General features: G+C 65.3%; 14 protein-coding genes. 1 reads left to right on the plus strand and 13 read right to left on the minus strand.

The annotated features are described in order from the left end of the window. Positions 1-13 precede the first annotated feature (13 nt). The 9 genes from C1A13_RS10790 to C1A13_RS10830 form a co-directional block, all read right to left on the minus strand. A complete protein-coding gene (locus tag C1A13_RS10790) occupies positions 14-862 on the minus strand; it encodes a glycyl-radical enzyme activating protein (RefSeq protein WP_101551874.1) in 849 nt (282 codons plus the stop codon). Between the two features lie 9 nt (positions 863-871). After that, the gene (locus C1A13_RS10795) at positions 872-2941 is read right to left on the minus strand and encodes a pyruvate formate lyase family protein (RefSeq protein WP_101551877.1); all 2070 of its coding nucleotides are present in this window, start codon (positions 2939-2941) and stop codon (positions 872-874) included. A gap of 46 nt (positions 2942-2987) precedes the next feature. Beyond that, on the minus strand, positions 2988-4166 hold the full coding sequence (locus C1A13_RS10800) for an ROK family transcriptional regulator (RefSeq protein ID WP_101551879.1): 1179 nt from the start codon (positions 4164-4166) through the stop codon (positions 2988-2990). A gap of 35 nt (positions 4167-4201) precedes the next feature. Further along, entirely contained in the window at positions 4202-4966 is a 765-nt protein-coding gene (deoC, locus tag C1A13_RS10805; RefSeq protein ID WP_101551881.1) for a deoxyribose-phosphate aldolase, read from the minus strand. Positions 4967-4972: 6 nt separating this feature from the next. Then, a complete protein-coding gene (locus tag C1A13_RS10810; protein WP_101553257.1) occupies positions 4973-5953 on the minus strand; it encodes an ROK family protein in 981 nt (326 codons plus the stop codon). 40 nt (positions 5954-5993) lie between these two features. After that, a complete protein-coding gene (locus C1A13_RS10815; protein ID WP_101551883.1) occupies positions 5994-7001 on the minus strand; it encodes an ABC transporter permease in 1008 nt (335 codons plus the stop codon). After that, complete coding sequence (locus C1A13_RS10820; protein WP_172439256.1) at positions 6991-8502, minus strand: sugar ABC transporter ATP-binding protein; 1512 nt, start codon at positions 8500-8502, stop codon at positions 6991-6993. The genes C1A13_RS10815 and C1A13_RS10820 overlap by 11 nt, the downstream gene beginning before the upstream one ends. Positions 8503-8540: 38 nt before the next feature. Beyond that, entirely contained in the window at positions 8541-9545 is a 1005-nt protein-coding gene (locus C1A13_RS10825; RefSeq protein ID WP_172439257.1) for an ABC transporter permease, read from the minus strand. Between the two features lie 125 nt (positions 9546-9670). Further along, entirely contained in the window at positions 9671-10744 is a 1074-nt protein-coding gene (locus C1A13_RS10830) for a sugar ABC transporter substrate-binding protein (RefSeq protein ID WP_101551889.1), read from the minus strand. A gap of 278 nt (positions 10745-11022) precedes the next feature. Here C1A13_RS10830 and C1A13_RS10835 point away from each other — a divergent pair, with 278 nt between their 5' ends. Beyond that, positions 11023-11670 (plus strand): D-sedoheptulose-7-phosphate isomerase, encoded by a 648-nt coding sequence (locus C1A13_RS10835; protein WP_207654189.1) that lies wholly within the window; start codon positions 11023-11025, stop codon positions 11668-11670. A gap of 74 nt (positions 11671-11744) precedes the next feature. Here the strand turns inward: C1A13_RS10835 and C1A13_RS10840 are convergent, their stop codons facing one another. From C1A13_RS10840 to C1A13_RS10855, 4 genes are all read right to left on the minus strand, one after another. Continuing rightward, positions 11745-12851 carry a substrate-binding domain-containing protein gene (locus tag C1A13_RS10840; RefSeq protein WP_101551893.1) on the minus strand — a complete coding sequence of 369 codons (1107 nt, stop codon included), beginning with the start codon at positions 12849-12851 and terminating at the stop codon, positions 11745-11747. A 73-nt stretch (positions 12852-12924) separates the two neighbouring features. Further along, positions 12925-13890: an ABC transporter permease gene (locus C1A13_RS10845; protein ID WP_207654190.1), complete on the minus strand. Its 966-nt coding sequence runs from the start codon at positions 13888-13890 to the stop codon at positions 12925-12927. Next, complete coding sequence (locus C1A13_RS10850) at positions 13887-15389, minus strand: sugar ABC transporter ATP-binding protein (RefSeq protein ID WP_101551895.1); 1503 nt, start codon at positions 15387-15389, stop codon at positions 13887-13889. Before C1A13_RS10850 ends, C1A13_RS10845 begins: the two co-directional genes overlap by 4 nt. A gap of 2 nt (positions 15390-15391) precedes the next feature. Continuing rightward, positions 15392-16549, minus strand: a complete 1158-nt coding sequence (locus C1A13_RS10855) for a hypothetical protein (protein ID WP_101551897.1) — start codon at positions 16547-16549, stop codon at positions 15392-15394. Between the last annotated feature and the right edge of the window lie 16 nt (positions 16550-16565).

Raw genomic sequence — 16565 nt, forward strand, 5'->3', positions numbered from 1 at the left:
TCGCGCCCGGCCCTCAGGGGATGAAGACCGGGATGCCGTTTTCTTCAAAGACGCGCGCGAACGGCTCGAGCGAGGGGGTCTCGCGCGTGTAGCGGAAGGGGTATTCCTTCCCGAGCAGCTCGTATTTCGCGCCAGCCGTCTGGTGGTAGCGCAGCAGCTCGAGCCGCTCCAGCCCTTCGGCCCCCCTGAGCAGCGCCGCCGTGCGCTCCATGTTTTCCACGCTGTCGTTTACCTGCGGGATGACGGGGATGCGGATGATAAACGGCCGGCCGCTCTCCTTTAAGAGCGCGAGGTTTGCGAGGATCCGGCCGTTCGGCACGCCGGTATATTCCCTGTGCACTTCGCTGTCCGCGTGCTTGACGTCCATCATCACGAGGTCCACCCGCCCGAGCATCTCCCGGAAGACCTCCGCAGGCACGTGCCCGGAGGTCTCCACCGCGAGGTGCAGCGGCTTTAAAAAGTCCATCGTCTCAAAGAGGAACCCCGGCTGCGCCAGCGGCTCCCCGCCCGAAAAGGTCACGCCCCCGTTTTCCGCGAGGAAGGCGCGGTTTTTGAGCAGGATGTCCGCCAGCTCCCGGCTGGAAAGCTCCCGGGCCGCGAACCGCCGCAGGTTTTTGGGACAGGCCCGGATGCACTTCCCGCAGAGGATGCAGTGGTCCGGGCTGGGGCACACCGCCTCGCACGCGCCGCAGTGGATGCATCCGTTGCTCCCGCGCAGGACCTCCTGCGAAAAGGAGAGCCCCTCGGGGTTGTGGCACCACTTGCAGCGCAGCGGGCAGCCCTTGAGAAAGACGGTCGTACGGATGCCCGGCCCGTCGTGGACGGCGAATTCGTTGATGTCAAAGACCAGTCCCCGCTCCATGCCGCCGCCTCACAGGGTCATCGCGGCGCGGGCGATGATGTGGTCCTGGTACTCCCGGCTCAGTTCGACGAAGTAGCCGCTCCAGCCCCACACCCGCACCACCAGGTTGCGGTAGTTTTCCGGCTCACGCTGCGCCTTGCGCAGCAGGTCGGAATTGACGGCGTTGAGCTGCAGCTGGTGCCCGCCCATCAGGATGAAGGCGCGCACGAGCATCGCGACCTTGTCGATCGCCTCCTCGTTGCGGAAGACGCTGTCGTGCAGCTCGAGCGTCACCGGCCCGCCGTTGCACACCTTGCGCAGGTCGGGCTTGCAGAACGACTTGAACATCGACACCGGCCCGTTCAGCCGGACGTTGAGGCTGGGAGAATAGTTGGCGGGCAGCGGCTCCCCCCGCAGCCTTCCGTCGGGGGAGGCCCCCATGTCCTCGGACATCCACATGTAGTACATGGCGGAGCCGGTCCCGGGGCGGTAGCGGCCGCCGAACCCGTTGCGGTAGTGGGAGAGCACGCGGGCGTACATGTCGACCAGCCGCACGGCGATCCCGTCGGCGCGGTCGTCGTCGTTGCCCATCTTGGGCGCGTCGAACCGCAGGGTGTGGTGGAGATCCTCCCACCCCTCGAAGTTGCGCGCCACCGCGTCGATCAGCTCGTGCGGCAGGACGCTGCCGTCGTCGTAGACGACCTTCTTGATCGCGGCCAGCGAATCGACCGCCGTGGCGATGCCCGGGCCGTGCAGGCCGAAATTGTTGTACTTCGCGCATTTGGAGATGTCGCGCCCTATGGAGACCGCCTGCTTGGAAAGCAGGGAGTGCATCGGCGAGGGGCGCGGGGCGGTGTTGTGGAAGACGGCGTCGATCCTCGCCATCTGCGCCTCCATCTCCCCCTCGAGGCAGTCCATGAACGCGTCGAAATCGGCGCACTCCTCCAGATGCTCCTCCATGCAGCGGTTGACCAGCTTCACAAAGGGCATCGCCTCGTAGTTGATCCCCTCCGCGCCGTACCCGGGGATGACGAACTCCCAGCAGCCCGCGACCGCGTAGTCGCGCGCGTCCTCGAGCTCGTAGCCCCAGCCGACTAGCGCCGGGACGACGACGTCGTCGTTGCAGTACTGGGGGAAGCCGAGCCCCTTCTTCGTGAGGCGGCTGCCCAGCCGGAAGACCTCCATCGGCGTATTTTTGTCCACCCGCAGGTTGATCTTCGGGTCGATGACCGCCAGCTCTAGGCTCGCCCGGATGCAGAGCTCGCTCAACTCGTTATAGGCGCAGTTTCCCTGCGCGTCTACGCCGCCGAGCACCATCGCCTGGCCGCTGTCCCCCTGCTGGATGCCGAAATAGATGTCGGTGTCCCGGTTGAGGGAGATGAAGAAGTCCTCCACCAGCTCGAGCGCCTCCTCCTTCGTCATGCCGCGCGCGCGATCGGCGGCGAAGAAGGGGTACATATACTGGTCGAACCGCCCGAGCGGAGAATGGGTCGGATTCTCATAGCGCAGCGCGAAGTTAAGGAACTTCAAAAACTGCAGCGCCTCCAAAAAGCTTTCCGCGCCCTGCCGCGGAATCCTGGAGAAGGTACGGCGGACCGTCTCGTTGCCCTGCGCCTCCGCCGCGTCGCGGATGCGGTCGGCGAACGCCTCCAGCTCGTCGATGAGCAGGAGCTGGTTTTTCCAGAACGCGCGCGCCTCTTCCTCCTCCCCGCGCTCCCCGAGCCGGGAGGACACCTCGGCGCGCAGGCCCTCGAGCCCGACCGTGATCGCGTGGCCGTACTCCGCCACATTGTTGGAGATGCCGCCGATCGTCGGCTCGTTGAGCATGTGGCTGATCCGCCCGTCGAGGTACCCGTAGGAGCCGTGAGGAAACTCGGGCAGGCGCAGCATCACCCGCGTGCCCGCGATCCGCTCCCACGGGAAGACCACGATCTCTTCGCTTCGCATGACGCGCGCATGGGCGCGCGTCGCCTTCTCCTCGTCGCTCAGAGCGGGATCCGCGAGGATATCCGTCAGGTCGACGGGAATCTCCCGCCGCAGGCGCTTGTGGTCGCGGCGGTTGACAAAATAGTCCAGCTGCTTTTCAATATATTCAGTCATCGGGATGTCCTTTCCGCCCGCGGACGGCGTCCTGCCGGAAGGCTCTTCAGCCGTCCACCTTGAGCTGGGGCGCTTTGAAGAAATTTTTGACGATCATCGAGCAGCCGCCGAGCGCGAAGGTCCTGCCCGTCAGCTTGCCGCGCAGCACGCGCGGCTGGATGTCGGACGAGGGGCCCAGCAGCTTTTCGATGTTCTCTCGGACGATCGCGAAAAAGGTGCCGTCGTCAACGCAGTCCTCGATGATGACGGTCTGGATGTCGTAGAGGAGCATGGCGTTGACGACCGCCATCGCCAGTTTGACACCCGCGTCCCCGAGGACGGCCATCGCCAGAGGCTCCCCCTCCTGCGCGCGGGAGACGATCGTGTCGTAATCCGCGGGGCGCTCCGCCCCCCGCGCATAGTTGATTTCCACCGCGCCGGTGGTCGCGTAGCATTCGAGGCAGCCCCGCTGGCCGCACCGGCAGGCCGGCCCCTCGGGGTCGAGGACCGTGTGGCCGAGGTAGCCCGAGTTGCCGAAGCCGCCCTCGTAGCTCTTCCCGTTGAGGAAGACCGCCATGCCGATGCCCACCCGGCGCGCCACATAGAGGAAATTCTTGGGCAGCGCGGGCTGCACGGTGCGTTCGGCCGCCGCGAGCAGGTGGATGTCGTTGCGCACGGTGACGGGAACGCCCAGCTTCATCGACAGTTGGGCGGCGATGTCGCCGCCCTGCCAGATGTGGTCCATGCGGTCCATGCGCACGGCGAGGTTCCTGGCGATGTCCACCCGTCCGGGGATGCCCAGGCCGATCCCGATCAGGTTCTCCGTGGCGATGTTCAGCCTGCGCATTCCCTCGCGGATCGCGTTCACGAGGTTCTCCTCGATGTCCTCCATCGTCTCCCCCGGCAGGCAGTCCCACTCCTGGGAGTAGAGGACCTTCTCCCGCAGGTCGGAAAAGGCGACGCGCACCGGCGGGTACTCGAGGTCAACGCCCACCGCGAAGTAGCGGCGGAGGTTGAGGGTGTACATGATCGGCTGCCGCCCGCCCATCGATTCGCCCAGGCCGGCGCGGTAGATGAGACCCCTGGTGTCGAGCTCCTTGAGGATGTTGAGCACCGTCGGCCGGCTCAGGCGGGAGAGGGTCACGATCTCCTCCACCGAAAGCGGGTCGTTTTTCAGCAGCACTGCCAGCACCAGATACTCGTTCGCCTGCTTGATGATCTTATTGCTGTTTGCCGCTTTCCTCATTTCACACAACACCTTTACAAAATACCTTTACAAATTCAGCAGTCCTGCTTTGGGGGCTGGTTCTCCATCGACGCGGAATGGGCCTTGGCGTCCCCCGTGACGATCTGCGGCGTGCGGCTCGTCCCCAGCCGGTCTGCGCCGGCGGCGATCATCCGCTCCGCGTCCTCGCGGGTGTTGATATTGGTCGACGCCTTGATTTTCATCGTGTCCCCGACCGTCTGCCGGATCAGCCGGACGTCCCGCTCCCGCGCGCCGTCCGTTCCGAAGCCGGTGGAGGTCTTGACGTAGTCCGCGCCCGCCTGCTGGCAGAGCAGCGACGCCGCGACGATCTCCCGGTCGGTGAGGTAGCAGGTCTCGATGATGACCTTGACCTTCGCGCGTCCCGCGGCCGCGGCCACGACCCCGGCGATATCCCGGCGGACGAGCTCGTAGTCCTTTTCACGCAGGGCGCCGATGTTCATCACCATGTCCACCTCGTCGGCGCCGTCCTCAACGGCGAGCGCCGCCTCCATCGCCTTCACGCAGGAGCGGTTGGCTCCGAGCGGAAACCCGATGACGGTGCAGGTGTAGAGCCCGGTCCCCCGCAGCAGCTCGTGGACGTAGGCCACGTGCACCGGGTTGACGCAGACCGACGCGGCGCCGCAGCGGACGGCCTCCTCGCAGAATTGTTTGACCGTCTCCCGGGTCGTGTACGCCCGCAGGACGGTGTGGTCGCAGTATTTGCCCAGCGGCTTCTCCGCGGCCTTTCCGGAGGGAAAAACTTCCTCCCTGACCTGCTCAATTATACCATTCTTCTCCATGGAATATCAACAGCTTCCTTTCCTGATAAGTTCGGGGTGCCCCGCGCAGTAGACCGCCCCGGCGATGACCGCGTCGTCCATCATCACGCTCTGTTCGATCGTGTAGTGCCCGCGGCAGGAGATGAACGCGATGCGGTCGGTGTATTCGCGCACCCGGTCGAGGAGCAGGCCGCCCATCTTGGCGACGCCGCCCCCGATGATGACCAGCTCGGGGGACATCAGCGTGAGGACGTTGCTCAGCCCGATGCTGTAACTCCTCGCGATCCGGTCGACCTCCTCCAGCGCGAAGGGGTCCCCCGCGCGGGCCGCGTCCTCCAGCATCCGGCAGCTGATCCCCGCCGGGTCCCCCCCGCACATCTCCATGATCCGCGAGCCCGCGGGGACATATCCCGGCCGGCGCAGCCGCCGTTCGATCCCGAGCCCGGAGCAGATCTCCTCCACCCGGGTCATCGCCCCCGGCTCGGGCGACTGCCAGTCGGGGATGTAGGTGTTGCCGAAGTAGGCCGCGCCGTAGCCGACGCCGTCGTAGTAGACCCGGTCGATGAAGAAGGCGCCGCCGATGCCGCTGCCGATGTTGGTGTAGAAGACGTTGCCGGCCTCCTTCCCCCTGCCGAGGTAGAGCTCGGAGAAACCGCCCGAGACGGTGTCGTTGAGGACTTCCGCCGGCATCGAAAAGGTCTCTTCCAGCCACCCGCGCAGCGGGAAGTCCTCCCAGCCGGGCACCTGCACCGAATTGAGGGTCCTGCCCGTGCTGCTTTCGATCTCCCCGCCGAAGCCGGCCGCGAGGGACCGGACCCTGCCGCCGAACCGCTCCTCCATCCGCAGCAGCTCGGGGACCTTGGCGGACAGCCAGTCGAGCACGTCTTGGGCCCCGCGGGGCAGCGGGATCTTCCCGGTGATCGTGTGCAGCAGCCTGCCGTCGGCGGTGCCCAGCGCGGCCTGCTGCTTGGTCGCGCCGATCTCAATGCCGATATAGAGGTTTTCCATCATGCCATGACTCCTTATCGGGTGTAATGTTTGCCTGCGCTCAGCGCAGCTCGCCTTTGTAGTTCACGCTGTCGAGCAGGACCGCGACGAAGATGATGAGGCCCTTGACGATGGTGTAGGAGTAGGGGGACGCGTTGAGCATCGTCAGCCCGTTCATGATCGTCTGGATCAGCACGATGCCGATCAGCGCGCCGGGGATGATGTTCCCCTTGCCTCCGAAGAGGCTCGTGCCGCCGAGCACCGCCGCCGAGATCACGACGAATTCGTTGCCGTAGGAGAAGCTCGAATAGACGTTCGCCACCTGGCCGGCCAGCAGCAGCGCGGCGATGCTCGCCGTGATGCCGCAGAGCAGGAAGGCGAGGAACTTGACCCGCGCCGTGTTGATGCCGACGCTCTTGGCCGCGGCCTCGTCGTTGCCGACCGCGTCGATGTGCCGCCCGAAGGGGGTCTTGCGGTAGAGGAAGGCGAAGATGAGCACCATCACGAGTTGCAGGATGACCACCACCGGGAACCGGATGGGGCCGACGACGCTCTGGGAGAAGGGGGACAACTCGCTCATGTAATAGACCTTGGAGCGGGAGATGATGAGCCCCAGCCCGCGCGCGATGCTCATGGTGGCCAGCGTGACGATGAAGGAGACGATCCCAAATTTGCCGACCAGCAGGCCGTTGAAGGCGCCGAACACAGCGCCGATGCACAGCCCCACGAGCCAGACCACGAGGATCGCCCAGCCGTTTCCGGCCAGCCCGTTGTCGCGGAACTTTTCGAGCACCAGCCCGCAGATGACGCCCGTCACGTACATCACCTGCCCCACCGAGATGTCGGTGGAGGCGGTGGAGAGCACGAACACCATCCCGAGCACCGCGATGCCGAGCGGCGCGGCCTGCTGGAGGATGTTCAGGATGTTCGAGAGGGAGAGGAAGTTGTCGCAGACGACGCTGAAATAGACAACGACCAGCAGGAAGATGACATAGACCCCGTACTTTGTCGCAAGGGCCAGGAAATTCCCGGAGCTCCGCCGTGCGGCGGCCGTCTGGTTAGCCGGCATCCGAGATCCCCCCTTCCAGCGCGTATTGGATGATTCGTTCCTGGTCGAACGCGGCCTTCGGGATGTCCGCGACGATGCGGTCCCGGTACATGACGAGGATCCGGTCGCAGATGCCCATGACCTCCTCCATCTCGGAGGAGACGAGCAGCACCCCGCAGCCCTCCCTGGCCAGTTCGTTGATATAGGTGTAGATTTCGTACTTCGCGCCCACGTCGACGCCGCGCGTCGGTTCGTCCATGAAGAACACCTTCGGTTCGCTGGCCACCCATTTGGCGATGACCACCTTCTGCTGGTTGCCGCCCGAAAGGTTCTTGACGAACTGCCGCTGTGGGTCGGAGGTCTTGACGGTCAGCTTCTTCACAAGGTCGAGCGCCGTCCTTTTCTCCCGGCTCCGGTCGACCACGCCGAGCGCGCCGGTCATCCGGTCGAGCACGACCATCGTGACGTTCTCCTCGATCGTCTTGGGCATGATGAGCCCCTCCTGCCGCCGGTTTTCGGTGACGTAGGCGATCCCCTCACGGATGCACCGGGTGGGCGTGGGACGAGTTAGCGCCTTACCCCTGACGAGGATTTCGCCCCCCTCCGAGGGTTCGGCGCCGAAGAGGGAGCTCAGCAGCTCGGTACGCCCCGCGCCCATCAGGCCGAACATGCCCACGATTTCCCCGCTACGGATTTCGAGGGAGACGGGCGACCTGCTGCCGCTGCGGACGAACTCCCGCACCTCGTAGATCGGCTCGCCGATCTCCTTTTCGATCGTCGGGTAGACCTGGTTCATCTCCCGGCCGACCATCAGCCGGATGATCTCCCGTTTGTCCAGCGCGCTGTTCTGAAAGGTGCCCACCGAGTTGCCGTCCCGCAGGACGGTGGTGCGGTCGCACAGGCGCATCACATCCTCGAGGATGTGCGAGATGTAGATGATCGAGACGCCCCGTGCCTTCAGCCCCCCGATGACCTCGAAGAGCTCCTCCTTCTCCTTAGGGGAGAGGGAGGTGGTGGGCTCGTCGAAGATGATGATCTTCGCGTCCTTTTCGAGCGCCTTGGAGATTTCAACGATCTGCCGCACGCCCATGGGCAGGCTCTCCACCCTGGTGCGGGGGGAGATGTCCAGGCGGAACAGGTCGATGTAGACCTGCGCGCGCTCCTCCATCTTTTTGTTGTCGACCGACAGCCCCCTGCGGGGGAAGCGGTCCACAAAGAGGTTCTCCGCCACCGTCAGGTTGGAGAAGAGGCTGAACTCCTGGCGGATGAAGGCGATGCCCGCGCGGGTCGCGTCGTTTGGGGTGGCGGGCGTGTAGACTTCCCCGCCGAGGCGCATCGTCCCGGAGTCGAACCCGTAGACCCCGCCCAGGATCGACATCAGCGTGGATTTTCCCGCGCCGTTCTCCCCCACGAGCCCCAGCACTTCCCCGGGGCAGAGATCCAGGTTCACGCCGTGGAGGACTTCCGCGCCGTAAAAGCTCTTATGGATATTGTCCAGCTGCAACAGCGGTTGACTGCTCACAGACCGACGACCTCCTATATTGGATTCCGCGGCGCCCATCAGGCGGCCGCCGCGGCGTAGTTTTTCCTTCGGTTGGAAAGGATATCGGCCAGCGCCGCTATGATCACGATGAACCCCTTGACGAGGCTGAGCACATACCAGTCCATACCCAGCAGGTTCATCACATTGCTGAGCATCGTGATGAAGATGACGCCGTAGAGGGTGTGCTTCGCGCCGCCCGAGCCGCCGAAGATGCTCGTGCCGCCGATGATGATGCTGGACATGATGTCGATGAACATCTTGTCGCCCAGGCTGGAGATGCCCGCCTGGTTGCGTGCGGTCAGCACCACGCTGGCCGCGCCCGCGTAGATCCCGCTGAGCAGGAAGAGCAAAAACACGACCCGCTTGACGTTGATGCCCGAGATGTGGCAGGATTTCGGGTTGGTCCCCACCAGCAGCACATGCCGGCCGAAGATCGTCCGGGTCATGAGCCAGTGGGAGACGAGGAAGACCGCCGCCGCGATGACGATCGGCAGGAAGAACGCCTTCTCGCCGCCGATGCGGTAAAAGGCGGAGGGCAGCCCCATGATGGACGCCTTGTCGGTGACCTTGCTGGTGAAGTAGATCGCCATCCCGCTGAAGAAGAGCTGCGTCGAAAGGGTGACGATAAAGGAAGGCATCTTCAGCTTCACGACGGAGAACCCGTTGATCGCGCCCACCGCCGCGCCGATGGCGACCATCACGACGATCGCCAGCAGGATGGAAAGTCCCGTCCCCTTGAGGGGGGAGAGCGCCATGATGTACGCCCCCACCACGCTCGAGAGCGCGAGCACCGACGTGGAGGAGAAGTCGAGGCCGCCGTTGAGCACCGTGAAAGTCACGCCCAGCGAGATGATCAGGAGATCGCAGGTCTGCAGCAGCAGGTTCTTGAGGTTGTACAGGGTTGCGAAGTTGGGGACAAAGGCCGCCGACAGCACAGCCATGGCGATGATGACCAGCAGGATGGGGGACCCCAGCAGCCGGCCTGCCACGCGCTTTTTGTCAAACGTCTCTTTTAAGCTCATAACCATTCTCCTAACCTCTGGCGGATATTCGTCCGTCCGGCGCCGCGCCGCGCGGGAGCGGCGCCGGACGGATTGCAAAAACATTTACCGGTCTGCGCCGGGGGACTCCCCCGGCCGGGAGGCGCTTACTTGGAGGAGTAGGCCACGTAGCCCCAGATGTCGCCCTTCACGTCGGACCAGTTGTCCAGCGTGGCCACGATGCCGGGGTCGAGGGCGTTGAGCTCGGCCGGCTTCTCGCCGTTCGCGAGCTTGATCGCCCAGTTCATGCTCTCCGCGCCCATGAACCGCGTGTCGTTGACCGCGCCGCAGTCGACATAGCCCTCTTCCATCATCTTCGCGAAGGTGGAGTCGCCGTCGAAGGTGACGATGCGCACATGGTTGGGATCGGAAGCCGGCACCCATTTGCCGAGGGGCTCAAGCACGCTCTGGATGGTGGTGAGCATCGCGTCGGACGGGGTGATGATCAGGTTGATGTCCGGGTCCTTCTCAAAGGCGTTCTGGAGTCCCGCGTACGCCTGGTCGACCTTCCAGTCGGTGGGGATCTCCGCGACGATCTCGAAGCAGTCGGGATATTTCTCCAGGGCCTCCTTGTGGCCCTGCTGGCGCTCGAGCGCATTCTGGTCGCCGAGGCTGCCGACGAGCAGAACCGCCTTGTACTTCTTGCCCTCCTCCTGGGCCTTCTGGGCGACCCACTCGACCGACCCGGAGGCCAGGGAGATGTTGTCCACGAGGACCTGCAGGCTCGGCAGCGCCTCGTCGCCCATCACCGCGCGGCTGACCATGATGATCGGCACGCCCGCCTCGTTGCACTTCTTGACGGCCGCCACGATGGCGCCGCCGTCGCGCGCGCCGCAGAGGATCGCGTCGCAGCCCTGCGCGATCAGGTCCTCGATCTGCTGGTTCTGCTTGTTCGCGTCGCCCTCGCAGAGGCGCTGCACCACTTCGGCGCCCGCCGCCGCGGCGGCCTCGTTCATGTTGTCGATTGTGGAGACCCAGAAGTCCGAGTCGATCGTGTCGAGGGATACGCCGATCTTCAGGGCCTTCGCGGGCTCCTCGGCGGGGGCCGCGCTCGCGGCAGGGGCCGCCGCGTCTCCGGTGGAGGCGGCGGGGGCGGGGGCCGGGCTCCCTCCGCAGGCCGCGAGGCCCGCCATCAGGGCCAGCGCCAACATGACTGCCAACAGCTTTTTCATCTTTTTCATCCTTTTACGCTCCTTTTACATACTTATTTCATATGCCCGCCGCGGTTCGCGGTGGGCATCCTGAACCATCATAAGATCGGACCGTTGGATTCGTAACCATTTTTGTAAATATGCTTTACTTATGTTTCTAGTTTTAGCATACTCCCAACGGACAGTCAACATATTTTCAGGATTTATGGATAGAATTACAATTCTTTTTGCCGTTTCCCGTTGACAATCCACAAACTTTTGTATACTATATATATAAAAGTAGTTTAACATAAAGGAGCGGAGCCATCTTGAAAGACAGCACCAGGCAGATCCTCGACACCCTCTTCGCCCGCTATCCCCTCTCCTGCTGCGAGCGGGAGGTCCTCGGCGCCTTCACGCTGCTGCACGGCTGCTTCACGTCGGGCGGCAAGCTGCTCGTCTGCGGCAACGGCGGCAGCGCGGCCGACAGCGAGCATATCGTCGGCGAGCTTATGAAGGGGTTCCTCCTTCCCCGCGCCCTGACCGCGGCGCAGAGCCGGCGGTTCGAGGAGGCGCTCGGGAGCGAAAGCGCCTACCTCGTGGGGCACCTCCAGCAGGGCCTGCCCGCGATCTCCCTGGTCAGCCAGAGCGGGCTGGTCACCGCCTACGGCAACGACGTCGCGCCCGACATGGCCTTCGCCCAGCAGGTCTTCTCCTACGCGCGCCCCGGCGACCTGCTGCTTGGCATCACGACCTCGGGGGCGTCGGTCAACGTGCTCCACGCCCTGCGCACGGCGAAGGCCGTCGGCATCCCCTCCATCCTGCTGATGGGCGGCCGCAACCGGCAGAACGCCGCGCTGGCCGACGTCGCCGTCTGCGTGGACGAATCCGAGACCTTCAAGGTGCAGGAGCTGCACCTTCCCATCTACCACGCGCTCTGCGCCGCCGTCGAGGAGGAGCTCTTCGGCGACTCCTGAGCGGACCGGGCAAAAAGGAGGGCCCGCGGGGACGGTCTGTCCCCGCGGGCCCTCCTTTTTTTGGGGGCGTCGCGTTATTTTGCGTCCTCGCCCATGATCTCTTCAAAGTTTTCCGCCGTCACCATGACTGCGCTGAACGGATAGACGCCGTAGGCCTTATCCGTCTTGTACTCCTCAAAGATGGGCGTGCCGTTGGCGATCTTCTCGTAGAGCGCCTTCACCGACTCCTGTCCGGGCACCGACGCCTGGATGTAGGCGGAGGCGATGAAGCAGGAGTAGTCCTTGCGGAACTCGTCCTTCGCGTGGTAGCCGCCCAGGCCGATCACGACGGCGTCCTTGTCGAGGCCCGCCTGCTCGAGCGCGCGGGTCGCGCCCTGCGCGCCCTCGTCGTTGGCCGCGGTCACAAACCAGCGCTTGATCTGGGGGTTGGCGGTGATGGTGGCCGCGGCCGCGTTGTAGCCCTCGTCGGACGAGCCGCCGCCATAGTCGATGCGGATGATGTTCCCCTCGGGGAACTCGGGGAACGCCGCCTTGAAGGCGTCGTACTGCCCGTCGGAGCGCGGCACACAGCTTGTGACCTTCTCCATCGCGAGGATCATCATGCCGGTGGTCTCCGGCTCGGTCATCAGCTCGTTTTTGCCGATGTAGTCGGCCAGCCATTCACCCATCGTCTTGCCAGAGAGGTAGGAGTCGAGCTCGATGGCGGGCGCGAGGTAGTTGCCCGCGTCGTCGATGAGCGGGACGTCGACCGCCACGACGGGGATGCCCGCCTCGGCGCACTTGTCCACGGTCATCTTGCTCAGCTGCTGGTCGCAGATGTTGACGATAAGCCCTTGGATGTCCTGCGAGAGGACGTTGTCCAGCACGTTGACGTAGACGGAGGGGTCCTCCTTCGAATCGCCCACGATGAGCGGCTCCATGCCGAGCTCCTCGGCCGTGGCGGTCGCGGCGGCCGCCTCCTGGATGAACCAGGACTGGGTCATGTCGCGGTAGATTGCGGCGATCTTGATTTTCTCCCCGGAAGCGGGCGTCTCGGCGGGCGCGGGGGTTTCCCCGGCCGGGTCAGCCGCGCTGGCGGGCGGGGCCTCGGGAGCGGCCGGTTCGGGCTGCGCGGACGAGCATGCCGGCAGGGCGAGCACCATCAGGAGGGTCAAGAGCAGTGTGGTGAGCTTTCTTTTCATTACGTTCTCCTTTCCACATCGGGTTTTAAAATACGAATCTGATCGTCATCCCTCGCGGGAACATCGGATGGGGCTACCCCTCCCTTCGCTGCTTTCTATAGAAGTCGAAGGTCAGTGCAAACATCATCAGCAGGCCGCGCGCAACGTCCTGCCAGAAGGTGGAGACGTTGAGCAGCAGCAGGCCGTTGTTGAACCCCTGGAGAATCAGCACCCCCAAAAAGGTCCCGCTGAGCGAGCCGGTCCCGCCGGTCATCGCGATGCCGCCCAGCACCGAGGCGGTGATCGCGTCGAAGTCGACGTCGCTCGCCGCGCCCGGCTGCCCGGTGTTCATGCGGGAGGCCAGGATGATCCCCCCCAGCGACGCGAGGCAGGAGGAGAGGATGAACAGCCCGCGCTTGACCGCGTCGGCGTTGATGCCCGCCAGCCGGGCGGCGGCCGGGTTCCCGCCCACCGCGTAGACGTTGCGGCCGAAGCGGGTCTTGGAAAGCGCGACGCCCCAGACGAGGAACATCACCACGAGGATGATCACCGGCAGCGGGATCCCCAATATGCGGGTGATGCCGATTTTGATATAGGTGTTGTGGCTGATGAAGACGGGCTTGCCCGCGCAGATGATGTAGGCCAGCCCGCGCGCGATCGACATGACCGCGAGGGTCGCGATGAACGGCTGGATCTTCAGCGCGTTCACCTGGAAGGCGCTGACCGCGCCGAAGAGCGCGCCCACCGCCACCGTGATCAGGATGATCAGCAGGATCGGCATCCCCCGCTGGGCGAGCAGCGCGGAAAAGACGCCCGCGAACGCCGCGATCGCGCCGGGGGAAAGGTCGATCTGGCCCGCTATGATGAGGTAGGATTCGCCGATGGCGATCAGCCCGCTCAGCGACGCGGCGGTCAGGATGTTCAGCAGGTTTTTCCCGGTGAGAAAACCGGGCTTCAGAATGGTAAAGACGACGCACATCAGGATGAGGACGACGAACAGCCCCAGCAGATTGGAGGACAGCGCCCGCCTGCTCATCTCCCGCAGTTTCGACTCTTTCAAGTGGTTCCCTCCCTGTTATCCAGCATTGCGTACCGCAGCACCTGCTCCTCGGTGGCGGTGCGCCCGTCGAGCTCCCCGGCCACCCGCTGGTTGCGCATCACGACGATGCGGTCGCTCAGGCCGATGATCTCGGGCAGCTCGGAGGAGACGAGGATCACCGCCACCCCCTGCGCCGCGACGTCGCAGATCATCCGGTAAATCTCCGCCTTCGCCCCCACGTCGATGCCCTTGGTCGGCTCGTCGAGGATGAGGATCTCCGGCTTGGCGGAGAGCCAGCGGGCGAGCAGCGCCTTCTGCTGGTTGCCGCCGCTGAGCTGGTAGATCGGCTTTTCAATCGAGGAGGTCTTGATCCGGAACTCCTCCACATAGTCCCTCGCAAAGGCGTTTTCCCGCCGGCTGCTGATGAACGGCCCCCTGCACAGCCCGCGGAGCACCACGACGCTGATGTTGTCCCTCACCGGCCGCAGCGGGAGGATCCCCTGCTGCTTGCGGTCCTCGGGGCAGTAGGCGATCTTCTGGTCGATCGCGTCGCGCGTGCGGCGGATGCGGCAGGGCTTCCCCCGCAGCTCGATCTCGCCCGCCTCGGCCGGGACCGCCCCGAAGAGCGCGAGCATCACCTCGGTGCGCCCCGCGCCCACAAGCCCGAAGAACCCGAGGATCTCCCCCCGCCGCAGCGAGAAGCCGACGTCGGCAAAGCCCCTGCCGGTGAGCCCCCGCACCCGGAGGATCTCCTCCCCCGACGGTTCGGCGCGCACGAGCCCGCTGAACATGCCGCCCACCGGACGGCCGACCATTTCGCTCACCAGGCGGTTTTCGTCGGTGTCGGCGGCCCGGTGCTCCGCGATGAACTCCCCGTCCTTGAGCACGACGATCTTGCTTGCGAGCCGGAAGATCTCGTTCATGCGGTGGGAGACGTAGATGACGATGAGCCCCTTTTCCCGCAGCCGGTCAATCAGCGTGAAGAGCACCTGCGCCTCCTTGTCCGAAAGGCAGGCGGTCGGCTCGTCAAAGGCGAGCACCTTGGGCCGCCGGGAGTAGGCCTTCATGATCTCCACCATCTGCTGCATCGCCACCGAAAGGTCCCGGACCTTGTCCCCCGGGCGCAGCGGCAGCCCGAATTCCGCGATCAGCTCCCGCGCCATCCGGTTGAGGGCGGGAAAGTCGACCCGCCCGCCCCTGATGGGCAGGTTGCCGACAAAGATGTTCTCCGCCACGCTCAGGTCGGGGAACATCTGGCGTTCCTGGTAGATCAGCCCGATGCCGGCGGCGATCGCCTCCTGCGGGCTGGAAAAATGCCGCTCCTGCCCGTCGAGCAGGTAGCTTCCGGACGTCTGCTGGTAGTCGCCGTTGAGGATTTTCAGCAGGGTGGACTTTCCGGCGCCGTTCTCCCCCACGAGCGCGAGCACCTCGCCCCCCTCCACGGAAAAACTCACCCGGTCGAGCACCCGGACGCCCGCGAAGGATTTGCAGATTTCCCGGAATTCCAGTGTATGCTTCATGGTCATTTCTCCTTTGGCATCTCCGCGAAGGCGCGGACCGTCTCCTCCGGCGCGGCCAGCAGGTTCCACGAGGCCACCGCGCCCGCCGCGCCGCCGCGCGCCGCGCGCCTCACGCTGTCCCCGACCTGGCCGGCCGTGACGGGCGGCCTCCCGGGGACCGTGTGCAGCTCCATCCCCGCGAGCACCTCGCAGGCGCAGAGCGCCCGCGCCGCCGCGAGCTCGGCGGAATAGCACGCCCCGCCGCCCTCTTCGGGCCGCGCCCCCGCCGCTTCGCAGAGCGCGCGGAAGTAGGCCTCCTCCCGTCCTTCGGGCGCGAACGCGCGGGCGATCCCCCGCAGCTCGTAGAAGATCCCGGCGGGCGTGTCGGTATAGCGGTAGAGCATCGGCTTCACAAAGTCCGCCTTCTTGGAGAGTGCCCCGTAGTCCTGCCCCACAAAGGGCGCGAGCAGCGGCGAAAAGAGGTCGAGTCCGACCGCGAGCCCACGCTCGTGGAACCAGTCGGCCAGCCGCCCCGCGAGGGCGGTGATCAGTCCGGCGCGGCAGTCGAGATAGGCCGCGAACGCCGGGTCGGCAAAGCGGTAGCGCCCCTCCCGGCGGCTTTCGATCCCGAGCGGCTTTTCCTCCGCCCGTAGGCGGTCGCGGCACGCACGCAGCATCTCCTCCGTCAGCCCCGCCGCCCCGTAAGCCTCCCGGCAGGCGGGGCAGAGGCAGGAAAAGAGCGCCTGCGGCCCCGCCGAGGGGGCAGGAAAGCGGATGCGGTCGAGGAACACCCCGTCGAACTCCGCCCAAGCGAACCGTTCCTCATAGATTTCCAGCAGGAACCGCCCGGTGTCCCGCCGGGTGGGACAGCAGAAATCGAACGTCTCGTCGCCGTCGAAGCGCGCGCCGCTGAGCGGCTTTCCGCCGAACCCCTCGACGCCCCGAAAGGGGCGCAGCTCCCCGAACTCCGAGAGGACCGGGAGCCAGAGATAGAGCTTCAGCCCCCGCTCCCGTGTGAAACGGCGCAGCCACCGATAGGGCTCCGGCCGGACGGTCCAGCCGGCGATCACGCCGGCAAACGACTCCGCGCGTTCCATCGGGTCCAGCGCCGCGCGCATGGCCTCCTCCGAAACCGCCCGTCCCCCGGGCCCGCCCAGATAGAGCTGTACATACTTTCTCATCGGCTTCCTCTCTTCC

Source organism: Anaerotruncus massiliensis (ex Togo et al. 2026) (assembly GCF_900199635.1).
GTDB classification, from domain to species: domain Bacteria; phylum Bacillota; class Clostridia; order Oscillospirales; family Ruminococcaceae; genus Anaerotruncus; species Anaerotruncus massiliensis.